We start from the raw sequence: 16,851 nt of genomic DNA, 5'->3' as shown, positions 1-16,851 counted from the left end.
GCCGAGTCGTAAAGCTCAGAAAGTTGTTATTGAACAAAGAAATTTAAATCCTGTGCTTGACTCTTGTAGTTAAAAACAGGACATTTTAAATGGTTTATCGCATAGACATTTTAATTGGTGAATAACAGTGTTTGTAAGCCCAAAATAGAAATGTCCGGTTTCTCCAAAGTAAAAATGTCCGCTTTTAGAATATGCGCTTTTGCAATTTCCTTAGCGGACGGTTTGATATGTTGGTGTCTATGTCGGATAAAGAACTTAAACGATTGTCGGTCTTGCAAGAAATCTGTGATCAACGTATAACTCAATCCCAGGCTGCTCAGCTACTTCATATCTCAGAACGTCAGATCAGACGCTTACTGCAGAAATACAAAGCTCAAGGTCCCGCTGCATTAGCCCATGCCGGTCGTGGCCAAATCAGCAATTCTAAACTTCCTGAAGAACTCAGACTTAAGTGTCTCAATATTGTTTCAGATCAACTTTATGGTTTCGGACCCACTTTAGCGCATGAAAAGCTCACCACTGTTCATGGATTTGATATTTCAGTGGAAACACTACGTTCTTGGATGATTGCAGCCGATTTATGGATCCCTCGCTGCAAGCGCCTGAAACGACCATATCAGCCTCGTTATAACCGAGATTGTTATGGTGAATTGATCCAAATTGATGGCTCACACCATGATTGGTTTGAAGGCCGTTCTGCCAAGTGCTGCCTACTGGTATTTATCGATGATGCCACAGGAAAATTGCAGCATTTACGCTTCTGTGCGTCAGAGTCAGCCTTTGACTATATGATTTCGACACGTTTATATATCGAACAGCATGGTAAGCCATTGGCATTTTACAGTGACAAACATTCAGTTTTTAGGGTGAATCAAAGTAGCAAGAAAGACACCAAGATTACCCAGTTTGGACGTGTTCTGAGCACTCTCAATATCGATATCATTTTCGCTAACTCCCCTCAAGCCAAAGGTCGTGTAGAACGAGCGAATAGAACACTTCAGGATCGTCTGATTAAGGAGATGCGTCTAGAAGGCATCAGTTCAATTGCAGATGCCAATAAGTGGCTGCCGTGCTTTATTGAGCAATTTAATCGTAAATTCGCCAAGATGGCTTTTAATTCCAAGGATCTACATCGGCCTATCGCTGAAACAGCCGAAGAATTAGATGATGTTTTTACCTGGCGTGAACCCCGCAGGGTCACGAACAGCTTGACGATTACTTATGATAAATGCGTATATATCTTGGAAAACAGCGAAGAAAATCAAAGATTGGGCGGCAAGTATCTTGAGTTCCTGGAATATCCGGATGGTACTGTAGCCATTGAATATCAGGGAAGAAAAATCAATTACAGCATCTTTGATAAATTAAGTCAGCTCAACCAGAGAGAGATCGTTGAGAATAAACGTTTGGGTTCTGTGCTGGCACATATTCAACAACAGCATGAACAACTGGAACACCAAAACAAACGCAATCGTTCTCAAAAGATGCCACGTAGACAAGCACAGAAAACAGCGATTGAACAACGAAATCTAAATCCTGTGCTTGACTTGGAAATGTCCATATAGGACATTTCTATTTGGTTATTAGGTAGGACATTTCTACTTGGTGAATAACATCTCTTCATCACACTTCTTACATTCCAACATTACCCCTAACTTTTCTTTCCGTCCTTGCTCAGTGATAACCCAAGGACGGTTTTGCCATGGAGGATCATGGCGGACATGCTGTGTATGACCACAAGCTAAAATGGCATACCAATGATTTTCATCATCCAAGGCAAAATCAACAATGGCTTGCTGCATATTAAACACCTATCTAAATTAAAATGATGCTGAAAAGGGAAAAGAGTTCATGTTGAGCAATCACAACGGCTTGAATATCGAATTGCAAAATAGACTGTGAAATTTGGTTTATTTCTGGCGCACACTTAGGCCGCGACAATTCTATTTTTCCCGCCATGTTTAGCTTTATACAGCGCTAGATCAGCACGTTGAATTGTATCTTCGTAGGTGCAATCTTCAGGCATGATGGTTGTCACTCCTATGCTCACGGTGACATGCGCGTTATCTATTGAAAACCGACTTAATTCTTTTCTGGAATGTTCATGAATCCGTTTGGCAAACTGGATGGCCTGCTCGCAGCCCGTATTGGGCAAGGCGACCACAAACTCATCTCCACCTAAGCGGCAGGCGCAATCAGTCTTGCGCAGCGTTAAACGAAGAATATCTGCGACTGCTCGGATTGCCTCATCACCGACATGATGACCTTTGCTGTCGTTGATTTTTTTGAGGTTATCAAGATCGAACATCAAAATCGAGGTCTGTATGGAATGCCGTAGGTATGACTCATAATGTAATGCTAAGTCATGCTCTAATTTTCTTCGGTTGAAAAGACCGGTTAACTGATCTGTATGGCTGAGTTCTTTCAGCTTGATTTCCAAGTCGTGACGCGCTGAAATATTACTTGCGACCCAAAGTACAACGTCTTCTTCATCTACCGAAAAACTAAGGGCTTGGATGCGCACTTCAAACCAAATGGGCTCTTCAGGACCATAATCGGGCAGACCTTTTACATCCCTATTGCTCAATTCGTACTCTTCGATGAGTAGATTTCCTGACGCTAGAGCTTGGTCGATCAGTTGCATAAAAAAGTTGGCTTTATCTGGCTTGATCACATCTGAAATATAGGTACCAACAAGACCGGAACCATCGTGGTAATAGCGATTATCGCGCCCACCAAAAACCGCAACGTATTTTCCACTACGCGATATGACAAAAGCAGGGTCTGGCAAAGCATTAAGAATGATAGCCATCTGCTCAATGTTGATCATTAATTAATTCTATTTCTTTATTTACAATAATTAACACAATAGCTAAAAAAAAATAAAAAGCACGTGTTTTTTCACCAAAAATAGTGATGGGCGAGATGTAGATGTGATGAATATCTGTATCGATTGTTTGGCGTCGATTTACACAGGCCTAACGCCATAATGCTTTCACGGCTTATTTCCTTTATTGAGATAAGGCCGATGATAGAAATATATCGAATTATCGCCTGCATCACACGAATCCATACATACACATGCAAAATCAGAATAAACAAAAGAAAAATCTCGGCTATACTCATTCATAAATTGATAATGAACAGAGCACTGAATAATGCGTGTACTTGTTGTGATGGATCCCATCGAAAATGTAAACCTAAAAAAAGATACCTCAATGGCGATGCTATGGGCAGCAGCACGTCGTGGACATGAGCTAGGCTATGCATTACAGCAAGATTTATATATCGATCAAGGCAAAGCCTTTGGTTTGATTTCACCGCTAAAAGTTTTTGAAGACTACAACCACTATTACGAACTCGGCGAAAAACAAAAAGAACCAATTGCTGCTTATGACGTGGTTTTGATGCGTAAAGATCCGCCGTTTGACATGAACTTTGTCTATACCACCTATATTTTGGAACAGGCTGAACGCGAAGGCGCATGGATTATTAACAAACCGCAAAGCCTACGTGACTGCAATGAAAAATTGTTTGCGACGCAATTTCCTGAACTTCAAGTACCGACCTTGGTGACTTCACAACAAAGTCTGATTCGTGAATTTTTACAAGAACATGGCGATGTGATCGTGAAACCATTAGATGGCATGGGTGGTATGGGTATTTTCCGTTTATACCAAGATGGCGTTAATATCGGTTCAACTATTGAAATCCTGACCAATAACGGCACACAGCCGATTATGGCGCAGAGATACATCCCTGAAATTGTGGATGGTGACAAACGCATTTTGATGATCAATGGCGAACCCGTGCCGTATTGTTTGGCGCGTATTCCGCAAAATGGTGAAGTGCGTGGTAACTTGGCGGCAGGTGGTTTGGGCGAGGCGCGTCCATTGACTGAAAATGATAAAGCCATCGCAGCCAAAGTCGGGCCATTCCTTCGTGAAAAAGGTTTAGTCTTTGTTGGTCTGGATGTGATTGGTAATTACGTGACTGAAATCAATGTCACCAGTCCAACCTGTGTACGTGAAATTGATGCGCAATTTGGTACCTCGATTGCCGATGATTTATTTGATGTCCTTGAGGCAGGTTTAAAAGCTTAATTTTGCACTAGATTTAAAAGAGTCCTTCACGGGCTCTTTTTTTTGTCCTGCGCTAAGGGGAGGGGAGCTTAAAAAGCAAAAAAACTGTAAGTGAATGCAATTAAAGTGAAAAATTGTCTGATTTTTTTTCAATTCTCATAGATTAATAATAAAACTAGTTTAAACTTTTAAAATAGTAGAAAAAAACAATCATACGCCTGTTGAAAAAAAGTAAATTACCTTTCACGGTCATGCGTTTGTGATTACAATTGTTTGCTTAAAATCGAATATCATTAGCCTCTTTTTAGAATTGAAGAATTAGACAGTGACCGAAGTAACGCAAGTAAAGCCGAAACATGTCATGATGATGGCTGCCGGAACCGGTGGTCACGTCTTTCCAGCGCTCGCTGTTGCCAAAGAGTTGCAACAACAAGGCTGTGAAGTTTCTTGGCTCGCAACGCCAACAGGCATGGAAAATCGCCTGCTTAAAAATCATAATATTCCAATTTATCAAATTGATATCCAAGGCGTACGCGGCAATGGAGTCGTGCGTAAGCTGATGGCACCATTTAAAATTCTCAAAGCTACATTGAGTGCCATGCGTTATATGAAACAACTCAAAGTCGATGCAGTTGCAGGCTTTGGGGGGTATGTGGCTGGGCCGGGTGGCTTGGCAGCTCGTGCATTGGGCATTCCAGTCATTATCCATGAACAAAATGCGGTGGCAGGTTTTACCAATACGCAGTTGTCACGTGTGGCCAAAATTGTTTGTCAGGCATTTCCAAATACCTTTCCAGCACAAGATAAAATCGTAACCACAGGGAATCCTGTACGTAAAGAAATTACAGAAATTTTAAATCCGTCATGGCGTTACCAAGAGCGTGAAAAAGCTGGGTTGCCATTACGGGTTTTAATTGTGGGTGGCTCACTGGGCGCACGTGCTTTAAATGAATGTGTGCCGGCAGCCTTGCAGCAATTAGAACAGCCACTCAGTGTATATCACCAGTGTGGTCAAAATAACGCTGAAAGCACATTGGCTCGTTATGCAAATGCACCTGAACATATGCAAGTTGAAGTTCAGCCGTTTATTGAAGATATGGCAGCAGCCTATTCTGCAGCGGATTTGATTATCTGCCGTGCTGGTGCGCTAACCGTCACTGAAATTGCGACAGCAGGTGTAGCAGCCGTGTTTGTTCCTCTGCCAAGTGCTGTGGATGACCATCAAACTGCAAATGCAGGGTTCTTGGCCAATATCAATGCCGCAAAAATTTGCCCACAAGCGGACATGACCGCAGAAAGTTTAACAGCGTTGTTGAAGCCGCTGATGAATCGCCAACGACTTATGGAAATGGCGGTTAAGGCTCGACAACAGGCACAACCCGATGCGACACAGCACGTGGTTGGTTTAATTCAAGATTTGTAAAATTCGAGTAATCTATGTCTCCATCAACGCCTGCCGATCAAGCGAAAAAGCTCATTAAAGTGCCAGAAATGCGCCGTATTAAACACATCCATTTTATTGGGATTGGTGGTGCGGGCATGTGCGGTATTGCCGAAGTATTGAAAAACCAAGGCTATAAAGTTTCAGGTTCAGATATTAAAGCGTCGAAAACCACGGCTCAGCTTGAAGAAAACGGCATTCAAGTTTTCATCGGTCATGCTGCTGAAAATATTCAAGGCGCCAATGTAATCGTTGTATCAACAGCTATTGATTCTGAAAACCCAGAAGTGAAAGCGGCGATTGAAACCCGTACACCTGTCGTGCGTCGTGCAGAAATGTTGGGTGAATTAATGCGTTACCGTCATGGTATTGCCGTTGCGGGGACGCATGGTAAAACCACGACAACCAGTCTGGTGACCTGCATGTTGGCAGAAGAAAATCTGGACCCAACTTATGTCATTGGTGGTTTATTAAATCGTACTGGTGTGAATGCTGCATTGGGTGCAAGCCGTTATATCGTGGCTGAAGCAGACGAATCAGATGCGTCATTCCTGCATTTACAGCCGATGGCAACGATTGTCACTAATATCGACGCTGACCATATGGATACCTATGGCGGTAGTTTCGATGTATTGAAAGATACCTTCGTACAATTCTTACAGCGCCTTCCATTTTACGGTTTAGCTGTGATGTGTGGTGATGATGCCAACATCCGTGAAATTATGCCGCGTATTGGTCGTCCTGTCGTGACTTATGGTTTCAATGAAGACAATGACATTCGTGCCGTTGATGTGGCTCAAGAAGGCATGCAATCACACTTTACAGTTTTGCGTAAAGACCGTGAGCCGTTACGTTTAACCATTAACTTGCCGGGTCTTCATAATATCTTAAATGCCTTGGCAGCGATTGGTATTGCAACGGATGAAGGCGTTTCTGATGCTGCGATTGCACGTGCCTTAGAAAGCTTCAGTGGCGTAGGTCGTCGTTTCCAAGTACAAGGCGAATTTGAAGTTGAAGATGGCTTGGTAAAATTGGTGGATGACTATGGTCACCATCCAAAAGAAGTGGAAGCGACCATTAAAGCGGCACGTGCAAGTCATCCTGATCGCCGTTTGGTGATGATGTTCCAGCCACACCGTTTTAGTCGTACGCGTGACTGTTTTGATGACTTCGTCGATGTCTTGTCTCAAGTCGATCAACTGTTGTTATTAGAAGTTTATCCTGCAGGTGAAAAACCAATTGTGGGTGCGGATAGTCGTGCGTTGGCTCGAAGCATTCGTCTCCGTGGTGAAGTTGAGCCGATTCTCATCGATCCAGTAGAAGGCAACTTACAAGCAGTAATGAAAAAAGTGTTACAAGCAAATGACTTGTTATTAACACAGGGCGCAGGTAATGTTGGAGCAATCTCAATCGAACTTGCTCAAAACAATCTCTATGTAAAATGATCACCGCTTGGTGATCCAAAGTTTGTTTAGACTGTAGATAAAAGTTTAAGGATATAAACGTGTCAAATGCTTCAAAATTCGGCAAAGTTGCCGTGTTATTAGGTGGGAAATCTGCCGAACGTGAGGTTTCTCTCGATAGTGGTAAAGCTGTACTTGAAGCATTGGTGCGTTCGGGTGTAAATGCCGAAGCATTTGATCCGCAGCAACGCAGTGTGACTGAGTTGGTGGCTTATGACCGTGCATTTATCGTACTTCATGGCCGTGGTGGTGAAGATGGTCAAATTCAGGGTACTTTGGAATGGTTAAACATTCCGTACACTGGAACGGGCGTTCAAGGCTCAGCGATTGGTATGGATAAAGTCAAAACTAAACAAGTTTGGCAAGGTTCAGAACTACCGACAGCACCTTATCGTATTGTCAGCAAAGATTCAGATTTACAAGAAATTGTAGATTCAATTGGTTTGCCATTTATTATCAAGCCAGTGCATGAAGGCTCAAGCATTGGTATGAGCAAAGTTGAAAAAATTGAAGACTTTGCAACCGCAATTGCCAAAGCGACCCAGCATGATGCCGTCGTGATGGCTGAAAAATGGATTACCGGACGTGAATTTACCATTGTGATTTTAAATGGTCAGGCATTACCGGTGATTCGTTTAGAACCGCCTGCAGATGTGGCTTTTTACGATTACGAAGCGAAATATAACCGTAACGATGTGCAATATGGTATTCCATGTGGCTTGACTGAAGATGAAGAAAAGCGTCTACAAGCTTTATCTTTACGCGCTTTCCAAGCGGTAGGTGCGAGTGGTTGGGGCCGTATTGACGCGATGCAGGATGCAGAAGGAAACTTCTGGTTACTTGAGGTAAATACTGTTCCGGGTATGACCAGTCATTCTCTAGTGCCAAAAGCGGCCAATGCCGTAGGTTATAGTTTTGATGATCTTTGTGTCGCGATTTTGGAACAAACCCTGACAGGTGCGGCACACTAAATTATGGCTCAACTTCCTGCGTCTATGCGCCGTAAACGTGCAGCAACGACATCGATACATGACAAACCACCGACACGTAAGGAAAAGCTTACCAATGTGGGTGGATGGCTGTTGTTGTTTATTGCATGTGTGGTTTTGATTGCCGGAATTTGGGGGCTATATAAAGTCATGACGGATGCACGTGTGGCTGAACTTGATGTGGTGGGTGTGCGTAGCGCCCAAGAAAAACAACAAGTGATGTCATACGTTTCACCGATGATGACTCAAAATTATTTTACCTCTGATTTACGTGTCATTCGTGACCGTACTTTAGAAATTTCGTGGGTCGATCGCGTGGTGGTATCACGTGCTTGGCCAAATGCAATTCGTGTACGGGTGATGCCGCGTCAAGCGATTGCACGTTGGGGAACTGGGCGACTGTTAAGCGACAGTGGTGATGTATTTGCCGAATTAACCCCGACCAATCATCAGAATTTGCCGTTATTGCATGGGCCGACGAGTCAGTCCAAAATGATGATGCGTCGCTATAATGAAATTAATCAATTATTTATACCTGTTGGCATTCGTTTAAAAGAATTATATTTAACCGAACGAATGACTTGGTTTATGCAGTTTGATTCAGGCTTACGCGTGATTGTCGATCAAGATCAGACCATGAGTAAGTTGCAGCGTTTAAGTTATCTCGCACACAGTGACTTAAAACCTGTATGGCCACGAATTTCTGCCATCGATTTGCGCTACCGAAATGGTTTAGCGATTCAATGGAAAAACTCTGTGCCAGCAAAGTCGGTAAATGGTCAGTTTGTTGTAACCAGTGATGACATAGGCATTGCGAATGCAGCGCCGGTAAAGCCATAATGATCGGCTTTATAAGTAGAGGCTTTAAGCCATAAATTAAACAAACATGTGAATGGTAGTAGTAAATAATGAATGAAGCTGTTCCCTCGGTTGTTGCGATTGACATTGGGACACACAAAGTTTCAGTTTTGATTGGTAAGGTACACGCGCCAGACAATATCCAAGTGGTAGGGATGGCGACCGCTCGTAACCGCGGCATGAATAAAGGGAAAATTGTCAGTCTCGATAAAGTTGTTACCGCAATTAAAAATGCAGTGCAGGAAGCGGAAGATATGGCGGAATGTCGTGTACATTCTGCGTGGATTTCCATTCCAAGTGCTGAACTAAAAAGTTTTTATGCCTCTGGTCGCACTCCAATTGAAAATAATGACCATGCGATTACCACCAATGAAGTGGTGCGTGCATTAGAACTGGCCAAAGCCAGTCATTTAACGTCTGACCACTATTTGGTGAGTGCTGTACCTTTAGGTTTTGAACTAGATGATGAACCTGAGTGGGTATTAAACCCGATTCGCATGTCAGCACGGAGTATGACAGGGCATTATCATTTGATGATGTTGCCCATCAGCACCATGCAGAATTTGGATCGTGCATTAAAAGGCGCCAATATTGGTGTTGAACGCATGGTCATTTCATCATTAGCAACAGCTGAAGCCAGTTTGCTTAAAGATGAAAAAGAATATGGTGTGTGCTTGGTCGATATTGGTGCAGGTACGACCAATATCGCGGTGTATTTAGATGGTCGCTTGGCGATGACACATACCTTGCAACGTGGCGGTGAGCATGTAACACGTGATATTGCTGCTGTATTGCAAACCACAACAGAAGAAGCTGAACGCATTAAGCTGTTGTATGGTTGTGTTGACCTGAAAGTGGTTAAACCTGAAAGTATGATTCAGTTCCAAGGGATTGATGGTCCACAAACCATTAGCCGTATTGAACTGACCGAAATCATTATTGCGCGCTATGAAGAAATCTTTAATCAAGTGCGTAATGAATTGGTCGATCATGGTGCGATTCATGGTTTATATCATGGTGTTGTACTCACAGGTGATGCCTGCCAAATTGAAGGGATGGTGACATTTGCACGTCGGATTTTAGGTGTCTCTGCACATTTAGGTAATCCACCTATGCAAGTGTATGCCGATGATCAACAGCAAGCTGCTTTACGTCGTTCACAATACGCGACTGCCGCAGGTCTGTTAATTTTCAGTCAAAGCGAAACACAAGATACGATCGTTGAGCCAGAAGATACGGAAAAACTTTCAGTATTGAATCGGGTAAAACGTGCATGGTCGGGCTTCAATGACACCTTGAAGTCGATCTTTTAAGTTGAAATATTTGGGAATATTGTTGGGAAGTTGTACGGATTATTGCTTGTACTTGACAAGCTGGAACTTGGACAGCATTCTAAAAAACAATTTTTATTAAGATCAAGGCAGTATACGGGCTGAAGTGTCTGCCAATTATGGATTAGGAATTTTTTAGGCATGGCCTCATTTGAATTTTTAGAAGATGATCAAAGCGACAGCAACGGTCAAGCCCGTTTCACAGTATTCGGTGTAGGTGGTGCTGGCGGTAACGCTGTGCAGCATATGTTGGAATCAGATATCGAAGGTGTAAAATTTGTTTGTGCCAATACAGACAAACAAGCGCTCGACCGCATGAATGCACAATTTAAAATCCAACTCGGCGAGCAAAGTACGCGTGGTTTGGGTGCAGGTGCAAATCCACAAGTGGGTCAAACTGCTGCTGAAGAAAGCCGTGAGTTGATTCGCCAACACCTTGAAGGTACGGACATGGTGTTCGTGACTGCAGGTATGGGCGGTGGCACAGGTACAGGTGCTGCGCCGGTTGTTGCTGAAATTGCCAAAGAAATGGGTATCTTAACTGTAGGTGTGGTGACGACTCCGTTTAACTTTGAAGGTAAACGTCGTCAGCAATCTGCTGAGAAAGGTATTGAAGCACTTGAGCAACATGTTGATTCTCTGATTATTATTCCGAACCAACGTCTACTTAAAGTATTCCGCGATATTTCAATGAAAGATGCCTATAAAAAGGCAGACGATGTATTGTTAAATGCGGTGCGTAGTATCTTTGATTTGGTGGTACGTCCAGGTCATATCAACCTTGACTTCGCCGATTTGAAAACTGCCATGAGTACACGTGGTTACGCAATGATGGGTGCAGGTTCTGGTCGTGGTGAAAACCGTGCGCGTCAAGCTGCTGAGCAAGCGATCCGTAGCCCGTTGTTAGATAACGTGACCATTATGAATGCAAAAGGCATTTTGATTAACGTTACAGGTGGCGATGACGTAACCTTCGGTGAAATTGAAGAAATCACTGATGTGGTGAACCAAATTGTCGATCTTGATGAAGGTCAAGTGTTCTACGGTACGGTATTTGATCCAGATGCACGTGATGAAATTAGCGTAACGGTGATCGCAACGGGTTTAACTCGTAATTCTGCCGATTCTGCTGAGCCAGTGAAACGCCCTGTCGCACAAGCAACACGTACAGTCGCTTCTGCACAAGCTCCTGTAGATGAAGATGATGTACCAGCGATTCAACGTCAGCACAATGAAGCAGCTGCTCCGGCGGCTGCGGCGGCGTCAGCATCGAATTCACGCCCTACGCCAATGAGTATTCAAGACTACTTGAAAAATCAGCAACGTAAATAAAACAAATTCAATGACTTAAGTGTCTATTGATTACAAAAGGTAGCTGATCAGCTACCTTTTTGTTTTTTATCAATGGCTAAATATGCTAACGTATAGCGGTTTTGTGAACTGATGATAGAAGACACATGTTGAAACAACGTACCCTGAAACGCATCGTGAAAGCGAGTGGCATCGGACTGCATAGTGGGCAAAAAGTGATGATTAACTTTGTGCCACATCATGCCGATGGGGGCATTGTGTTTCGTCGTATCGACTTAAATCCACCGATTGATATTCCAGCTGATGCTATGCTGATTCAAGAAGCATTCATGTGTTCTAACTTGGTGCAAGAAAACGCCAAGGTGGGCACAATTGAGCACATTATGAGTGCGATTGCTGGTTTAGGGATTGATAACCTGATTGTGGAAGTGTCGGCATCTGAAGTGCCTATTATGGATGGGAGTGCAGGCCCGTTCATTTATTTGCTTATGCAAGGTGAACTACAAGAACAAAATGCACCTAAAAAATTCATAAAAATACTTAAACCTGTCGAAGCACTGATTGATGATAAACGTGCTGCCTTTCAACCGCATGACGGTTTCCAATTAAATTTTACGATTGATTTTGACCATCCTGCATTTAAGAAAGAATTTCAATCGGCAACCATCGACTTTTCAACCGAAACATTTGTCTATGAAGTCAGTGAAGCGCGGACTTTTGGCTTTATGAAAGATTTGGATTATCTCAAAGCCAATAATTTGGCTTTGGGGGCGAGTCTCGAAAATGCCATTGGCGTAGATGAAAATGGTGTGGTCAATGAAGAGGGTTTACGCTTCTCGGATGAGTTTGTTCGTCACAAAATATTAGATGCTGTGGGTGATTTATATTTGCTTGGTCATCAAATTATTGCGAAATATGATGCCTATAAGTCAGGTCATGCATTAAATAATCAGTTATTACGCAATGTCAAAAGTGATCCAGATAGCTATGAAATTGTAACATTTGATGACATTAATGATTGCCCAATTAGTTATGTGAATGTGACATAAGTCATTGTCTTATAATAGTGATGTTATATTGTATCATTTGTAAGTGTTAAGTCTGTCACATTCTGAGCATTCAAATTTGTCTGTTACAACTGGGTGGTTACTTTTTATTGCTTGCCAAACGCAGCATTGCTTGGCTAAGCTTAGGGTCGCTCACAAAGTCAGCAGCATTACGGAGTAAATCCTGAGTTTCTGTACTGAGGGTTCTTGAAATTTTTTCAGGGGAATGAGGCGTTGGAGACGGAGTTCTCAGACGGACTTGAATCTTGTGCAAATCCTTGAATTCGTATATTTGTGATAATTGTGCAATATATTGCTTTTGCAAATAGGCCAACTGACTAATCAGTGCCTGATTTTCTCCAGTTAATATAAGTACACCATTTATATAACAAACAACTTGCCATTGATCCGGTTGGGGCAATAGCGGTTGAACAATTTTCGTAAGTTTCTGCCATACAGCAACTTGCGTTGAGAGAAACGACAAGTTTCCTGTTTTTATGTGTTTTCTTGTTGGTTGAAAGACGTTGACAGGTTCTGACATACATATTTCCTACATGTTTATGTCTTAATCTTATGCGCTCCTTTTGGCTGATATCAAGGACGAAATCACACAAGGAACGAAAGAGAACAGTTTATAGAGGTTTTTTATGCATTTACGACGTATTTTATTGGCGTTTTCATTGACAGCTTCGGCCGCTTCAGTCGCTTTTGCAGATTTAGTTGAATTAAATCAAGCAGACTCATCATCAGATCGTATTGAACAGTTAACTCGCACCTTGTCTCAAGGTGCTTACTCTGAAAGCAATGATATTGATGTTCCAGCGGAAACGAAGTTGAATGTTCAAATTCGTGAAAAATCAATTGAACTCAACAATACGACAATCGCAAAAAAATACGGTTCAAGCACTTCCTCTAAAAACTATTCTGCAAGTTCAAATAATCCATATTCATGGTTAATTGCCCACCCACTTCCAGACATGAAGCGCGTGAGCTCAAACTATGGTGGCCGTACCATGGGTGGTCGTGCAGAAAATCATTCAGGTTTAGATCTTTCTGCGGCAAGTGGTACGCCTATTTATGCAACAGGTCCAGGCATTGTAACCAAATCAGGCTGGGGCACAGGTTATGGTCAATATGTTGAAATTAACCATGGTAATGGTTACCTGACACGTTATGCACATGCATCACGCTTAATTGCACGTGTAGGCGACCGTGTTGCTGCGGGTGAGCATATTGCTAACGTTGGTTGTACTGGTCGTTGTACTGGCCCACATTTGCATTACGAAGTAGTGAAAGATGGTCAACGTAAAAACCCATCGACGTATTTAGCGATGTTGCCATAAGCGCATACAAAATTTGTATACGAAGCCATTGTCCGAACCTCTACAGACAATGGCTTTTTTATTTATCGCTAATAACTATAAAATTATCATTCTAAAAAAATATTGTCTGTATGAAATATGGCGAAAATTGACCCAAAAATGTAAATTTGTGTAATTGTTAATCAATAAGTATTTAGTAAATAAATAATAGAGCTATTTCGTATTCATCTGTGGCGATAACTGAGCCTAGCCAAAATATGGTACTAATAGAGCCATATATTTAGCACATAGGATAGGTGAAGTATGGCGTTTTATGGCGATACAGATGCGCAAGAAACCCAAGAATGGCAGGACGCATTTGATTCAGTTTTACAGCACATGGGAACTGACCGCGCTGCATTTTTGCTTGAAAAACTCTATCAACAAGCGATTGCTAAGCACGTTCCCATTCAGCGACTAAATACTCCTTACTTAAATACCATTTCAGTTGAAGAACAACCGCCTATGCCGGGTGATTCGGATATGGAGCGCCGTATTCGTGCGCTGATCCGCTGGAATGCCTTAGCGATGGTACTGCGTGCCAATAAAACAGGTGATGACTTAGGTGGTCACTTGGCAAGTTTTGCATCATCTGCAACTTTATATGACGTGGGCTTTAACCACTTCTTCCGTGCCAATAGCGACAGCTTTGGCGGTGACATGATCTATTATCAAGGTCACTGTGCGCCGGGTATCTATGCACGTTCGTTCTTAGAAGGTCGTTTGACTGAAGAACACTTAAATAATTTCCGTCGTGAAGTCGGCGGTAAAGGTTTGCCGTCATACCCACATCCGTACTTGATGCCAGATTATTGGCAGTTCCCAACTGTATCGATGGGTCTAGGCCCAATCATGTCGATTTATCAAGCACACATCCAAAAATACTTGATGAACCGTGGTTTGATCAAAGAAGAAAACCGTAAAGTTTGGGCTTACCTCGGTGATGGTGAGATGGATGAGCCTGAAAGTACAGGTGCCATTTCACTTGCAGGTCGTGAAAAGCTCGATAACCTGATTTGGGTCGTGAACTGTAACTTACAGCGTCTAGATGGCCCTGTTCGTGGTAACGGTAAAATTATTCAAGAACTTGAATCATTGTTCCGTGGTGCAGGCTGGCGCGTGATTAAAGTGGTATGGGGTCGTCATTGGGATCCGCTACTGGCAAAAGATGATACAGGTGCTTTAAAAGCTGTGATGGAAGAAGCGGTTGATGGTGACTTCCAGCGTTATCAAGTGAAAGGTGGTGCGTATACGCGTGCGCATTTCTTTGGTAAATATCCTGAAGCTGAAGAGTTGGTTCGCAACTTAAGCGATGAAGATATCGATAACCTGAACCGTGGTGGTCATGACCCGTACAAAGTGTATGCGGCTTATGCAGAAGCGATGAAGGCCAATGGTCAGCCAACTGTAATCCTAGCGAAAACAGTGAAAGGCTATGGTTTGTCTGAAGAGATTGAAGCCGTCAACAAGACGCATCAAATCAAGAAAATGCAGCTTGAGTCGTTGAAATACGTGCGTAACCGTTTCAACTTGCCATTTACCGATGAACAGCTTGAAGAAGTGCCATTCTATCGTCCGAGCGAAAACTCCCCTGAATTAAAATACATGAAGGCGCGTCGTGAGGCATTGGGTGGTTATTTACCGGCACGCCGTAAAGAAAGTGAGCAGCTGGCGATTCCAGAGTTGTCTGTGTTTGATGCGGTGCTCAAAGGCAGTGGCGGTAAAGAACAATCGACAACTATGTTGATGGTGCGTTTGATTTCTTCGTTATTGAAAGAAAAAGCCATTAAAGACCGTGTCGTGCCAATCGTACCAGATGAAGCCCGTACTTTTGGTTTAGAAGGTATGTTCCGTCAGTTGGGGATCTATGCTGCGCATGGTCAAAAATATACCCCTGAAGACCAAGAACAGTTGATGCACTATCGTGAAGCCAAAGATGGTCACATGTTACAAGAAGGGATTAACGAAGCGGGTGCGATGAGTGCTTGGGCTGCGTTAGGGACCAGTTATTCGACCAATAACTTGCCAATGATTCCGATGTATATGTACTACTCGATGTTCGGTTTCCAACGGATTGGTGATATTGCATGGGCGGCAGGTGATGCGCAGGCACAAGGTTTCTTGTTGGGTGCAACTGCGGGTCGTACAACACTGAATGGTGAAGGTTTACAGCATCAAGATGGTCATTCACATATCTTGGCAAATACGATTCCAAACTGTATCTCTTATGACCCATGTTTTGGTTATGAGTTGGCAGTGATCGTACATGATGGTTTAAAACGTATGTACGTGAACCAAGAGCGCGTGTTCTATTACTTAACAGTAATGAATGAAAACTACGAACACCCTGCTATTCCTGAAGGTGCTGAAGAAGGCATTAAACGTGGTATGTATCTCTTCGAAGAAGATGAGAAAGCAACGGTTCAGTTGATGGGTTCAGGTGTGATTCTGCGTGAAGTGATTAAAGCGGCGAAAATCCTTCGTGATGAATATCAAATTCATTCAAACGTGTGGAGCGTCACTAGCTTTAACGAATTAGCTCGTGATGGTATGGCGTGTGAAGAATACAACCGCTTACATCCGTTGGCTGAAGATACGAAAGAAGCTTGGGTCTCTCAATTACTTCGTGAAAAAGACGGTATTGTGGTATCGGCAACCGATCACATGCGTGCATATAGCGAACAAATCCGTGCCTATCTTCCAGACAATCGTCCATTCGTGGCATTAGGCACAGATGGTTATGGTCGTTCAGATACACGTGGCAACTTACGTAGCTACTTTGGTGTTGATGCCGCACATATTGTGGTTGCAACATTGAAAAAACTCGCGGATGAAGGCGAAGTTGATGCACGTTTAGTTAAAGATGCCATCTCAAGCTTTGAACTAGATACTGACCGTCCAGTGGCATGGGCTCCGCAAGAAACGCCGGAACTGCATGCTGTGGCTGACTACAAAGAGGAGAACTAATC

General features: G+C 42.9%; 14 protein-coding genes. 11 read left to right on the top strand and 3 right to left on the bottom strand.

The annotated features are described in order from the left end of the window. Positions 1-239 precede the first annotated feature (239 nt). Positions 240-1,565, top strand: a complete 1,326-nt coding sequence (locus FTU37_RS11620) for an ISNCY family transposase (RefSeq protein WP_180124388.1) — start codon at positions 240-242, stop codon at positions 1,563-1,565. Positions 1,566-1,598: 33 nt separating this feature from the next. Here the strand turns inward: FTU37_RS11620 and FTU37_RS11615 are convergent, their stop codons facing one another. Further along, the gene (locus tag FTU37_RS11615; RefSeq protein ID WP_168379395.1) at positions 1,599-1,802 is read right to left on the bottom strand and encodes a DUF3565 domain-containing protein; all 204 of its coding nucleotides are present in this window, start codon (positions 1,800-1,802) and stop codon (positions 1,599-1,601) included. Between the two features lie 125 nt (positions 1,803-1,927). Further along, positions 1,928-2,830: a GGDEF domain-containing protein gene (locus FTU37_RS11610; protein WP_168379396.1), complete on the bottom strand. Its 903-nt coding sequence runs from the start codon at positions 2,828-2,830 to the stop codon at positions 1,928-1,930. A gap of 328 nt (positions 2,831-3,158) precedes the next feature. On the opposite strand from FTU37_RS11610, the gene gshB reads away from it, so the two are divergent. The 8 genes from gshB (at position 3,159) to lpxC (ending at position 12,524) form a co-directional block, all read left to right on the top strand. Then, on the top strand, positions 3,159-4,103 hold the full coding sequence (gshB, locus tag FTU37_RS11605; RefSeq protein ID WP_168379397.1) for a glutathione synthase: 945 nt from the start codon (positions 3,159-3,161) through the stop codon (positions 4,101-4,103). Positions 4,104-4,407: 304 nt separating this feature from the next. Continuing rightward, a complete protein-coding gene (gene murG, locus FTU37_RS11600) occupies positions 4,408-5,505 on the top strand; it encodes an undecaprenyldiphospho-muramoylpentapeptide beta-N-acetylglucosaminyltransferase (protein WP_168379398.1) in 1,098 nt (365 codons plus the stop codon). Positions 5,506-5,519: 14 nt separating this feature from the next. Further along, on the top strand, positions 5,520-6,968 hold the full coding sequence (gene murC, locus FTU37_RS11595; protein WP_078190576.1) for a UDP-N-acetylmuramate--L-alanine ligase: 1,449 nt from the start codon (positions 5,520-5,522) through the stop codon (positions 6,966-6,968). A gap of 59 nt (positions 6,969-7,027) precedes the next feature. Then, complete coding sequence (locus tag FTU37_RS11590; RefSeq protein WP_078193219.1) at positions 7,028-7,957, top strand: D-alanine--D-alanine ligase; 930 nt, start codon at positions 7,028-7,030, stop codon at positions 7,955-7,957. Positions 7,958-7,960: 3 nt separating this feature from the next. Beyond that, positions 7,961-8,815, top strand: a complete 855-nt coding sequence (locus FTU37_RS11585) for a cell division protein FtsQ/DivIB (RefSeq protein WP_078190574.1) — start codon at positions 7,961-7,963, stop codon at positions 8,813-8,815. A gap of 68 nt (positions 8,816-8,883) precedes the next feature. Then, the gene (gene ftsA, locus FTU37_RS11580; protein WP_078190573.1) at positions 8,884-10,146 is read left to right on the top strand and encodes a cell division protein FtsA; all 1,263 of its coding nucleotides are present in this window, start codon (positions 8,884-8,886) and stop codon (positions 10,144-10,146) included. A 159-nt stretch (positions 10,147-10,305) separates the two neighbouring features. Further along, positions 10,306-11,496: a cell division protein FtsZ gene (gene ftsZ / locus FTU37_RS11575; RefSeq protein WP_168379400.1), complete on the top strand. Its 1,191-nt coding sequence runs from the start codon at positions 10,306-10,308 to the stop codon at positions 11,494-11,496. A gap of 125 nt (positions 11,497-11,621) precedes the next feature. Next, a complete protein-coding gene (lpxC, locus tag FTU37_RS11570) occupies positions 11,622-12,524 on the top strand; it encodes a UDP-3-O-acyl-N-acetylglucosamine deacetylase (protein ID WP_168379401.1) in 903 nt (300 codons plus the stop codon). Between the two features lie 97 nt (positions 12,525-12,621). Here the strand turns inward: lpxC and FTU37_RS11565 are convergent, their stop codons facing one another. Then, on the bottom strand, positions 12,622-13,062 hold the full coding sequence (locus tag FTU37_RS11565; protein ID WP_168379402.1) for a DciA family protein: 441 nt from the start codon (positions 13,060-13,062) through the stop codon (positions 12,622-12,624). 106 nt (positions 13,063-13,168) lie between these two features. Here FTU37_RS11565 and FTU37_RS11560 point away from each other — a divergent pair, with 106 nt between their 5' ends. Both FTU37_RS11560 and aceE read left to right on the top strand, forming a co-directional pair. Further along, entirely contained in the window at positions 13,169-13,864 is a 696-nt protein-coding gene (locus FTU37_RS11560; RefSeq protein ID WP_180124387.1) for a M23 family metallopeptidase, read from the top strand. A gap of 282 nt (positions 13,865-14,146) precedes the next feature. After that, positions 14,147-16,849 (top strand): pyruvate dehydrogenase (acetyl-transferring), homodimeric type, encoded by a 2,703-nt coding sequence (gene aceE, locus FTU37_RS11555; RefSeq protein ID WP_078190568.1) that lies wholly within the window; start codon positions 14,147-14,149, stop codon positions 16,847-16,849. Positions 16,850-16,851: the final 2 nt, after the last annotated feature.

Origin of the sequence: Acinetobacter sp. YH12097, from assembly GCF_013419225.1 — a bacterium.
Classification (GTDB): Bacteria; Pseudomonadota; Gammaproteobacteria; order Pseudomonadales; family Moraxellaceae; genus Acinetobacter; species Acinetobacter amyesii.
Note: the sequence above shows the minus strand (reverse complement) of the source record. Positions and strands in the feature narration are given on the sequence as shown.

Coding starts and splice junctions, on each gene's coding strand:
- aceE (WP_078190568.1), top strand. CDS start 14,147: ATGGCGTTTTATGGCGATACAGATGCGCAAGAAACCCAAGAATGGCAG.
- FTU37_RS11565 (WP_168379402.1), bottom strand. CDS start 13,062: ATGTCAGAACCTGTCAACGTCTTTCAACCAACAAGAAAACACATAAAA.
- murC (WP_078190576.1), top strand. CDS start 5,520: ATGTCTCCATCAACGCCTGCCGATCAAGCGAAAAAGCTCATTAAAGTG.
- FTU37_RS11610 (WP_168379396.1), bottom strand. CDS start 2,830: ATGATCAACATTGAGCAGATGGCTATCATTCTTAATGCTTTGCCAGAC.
- FTU37_RS11615 (WP_168379395.1), bottom strand. CDS start 1,802: ATGCAGCAAGCCATTGTTGATTTTGCCTTGGATGATGAAAATCATTGG.
- gshB (WP_168379397.1), top strand. CDS start 3,159: ATGCGTGTACTTGTTGTGATGGATCCCATCGAAAATGTAAACCTAAAA.
- ftsA (WP_078190573.1), top strand. CDS start 8,884: ATGAATGAAGCTGTTCCCTCGGTTGTTGCGATTGACATTGGGACACAC.
- FTU37_RS11560 (WP_180124387.1), top strand. CDS start 13,169: ATGCATTTACGACGTATTTTATTGGCGTTTTCATTGACAGCTTCGGCC.
- lpxC (WP_168379401.1), top strand. CDS start 11,622: ATGTTGAAACAACGTACCCTGAAACGCATCGTGAAAGCGAGTGGCATC.
- FTU37_RS11620 (WP_180124388.1), top strand. CDS start 240: ATGTCGGATAAAGAACTTAAACGATTGTCGGTCTTGCAAGAAATCTGT.
- FTU37_RS11585 (WP_078190574.1), top strand. CDS start 7,961: ATGGCTCAACTTCCTGCGTCTATGCGCCGTAAACGTGCAGCAACGACA.
- ftsZ (WP_168379400.1), top strand. CDS start 10,306: ATGGCCTCATTTGAATTTTTAGAAGATGATCAAAGCGACAGCAACGGT.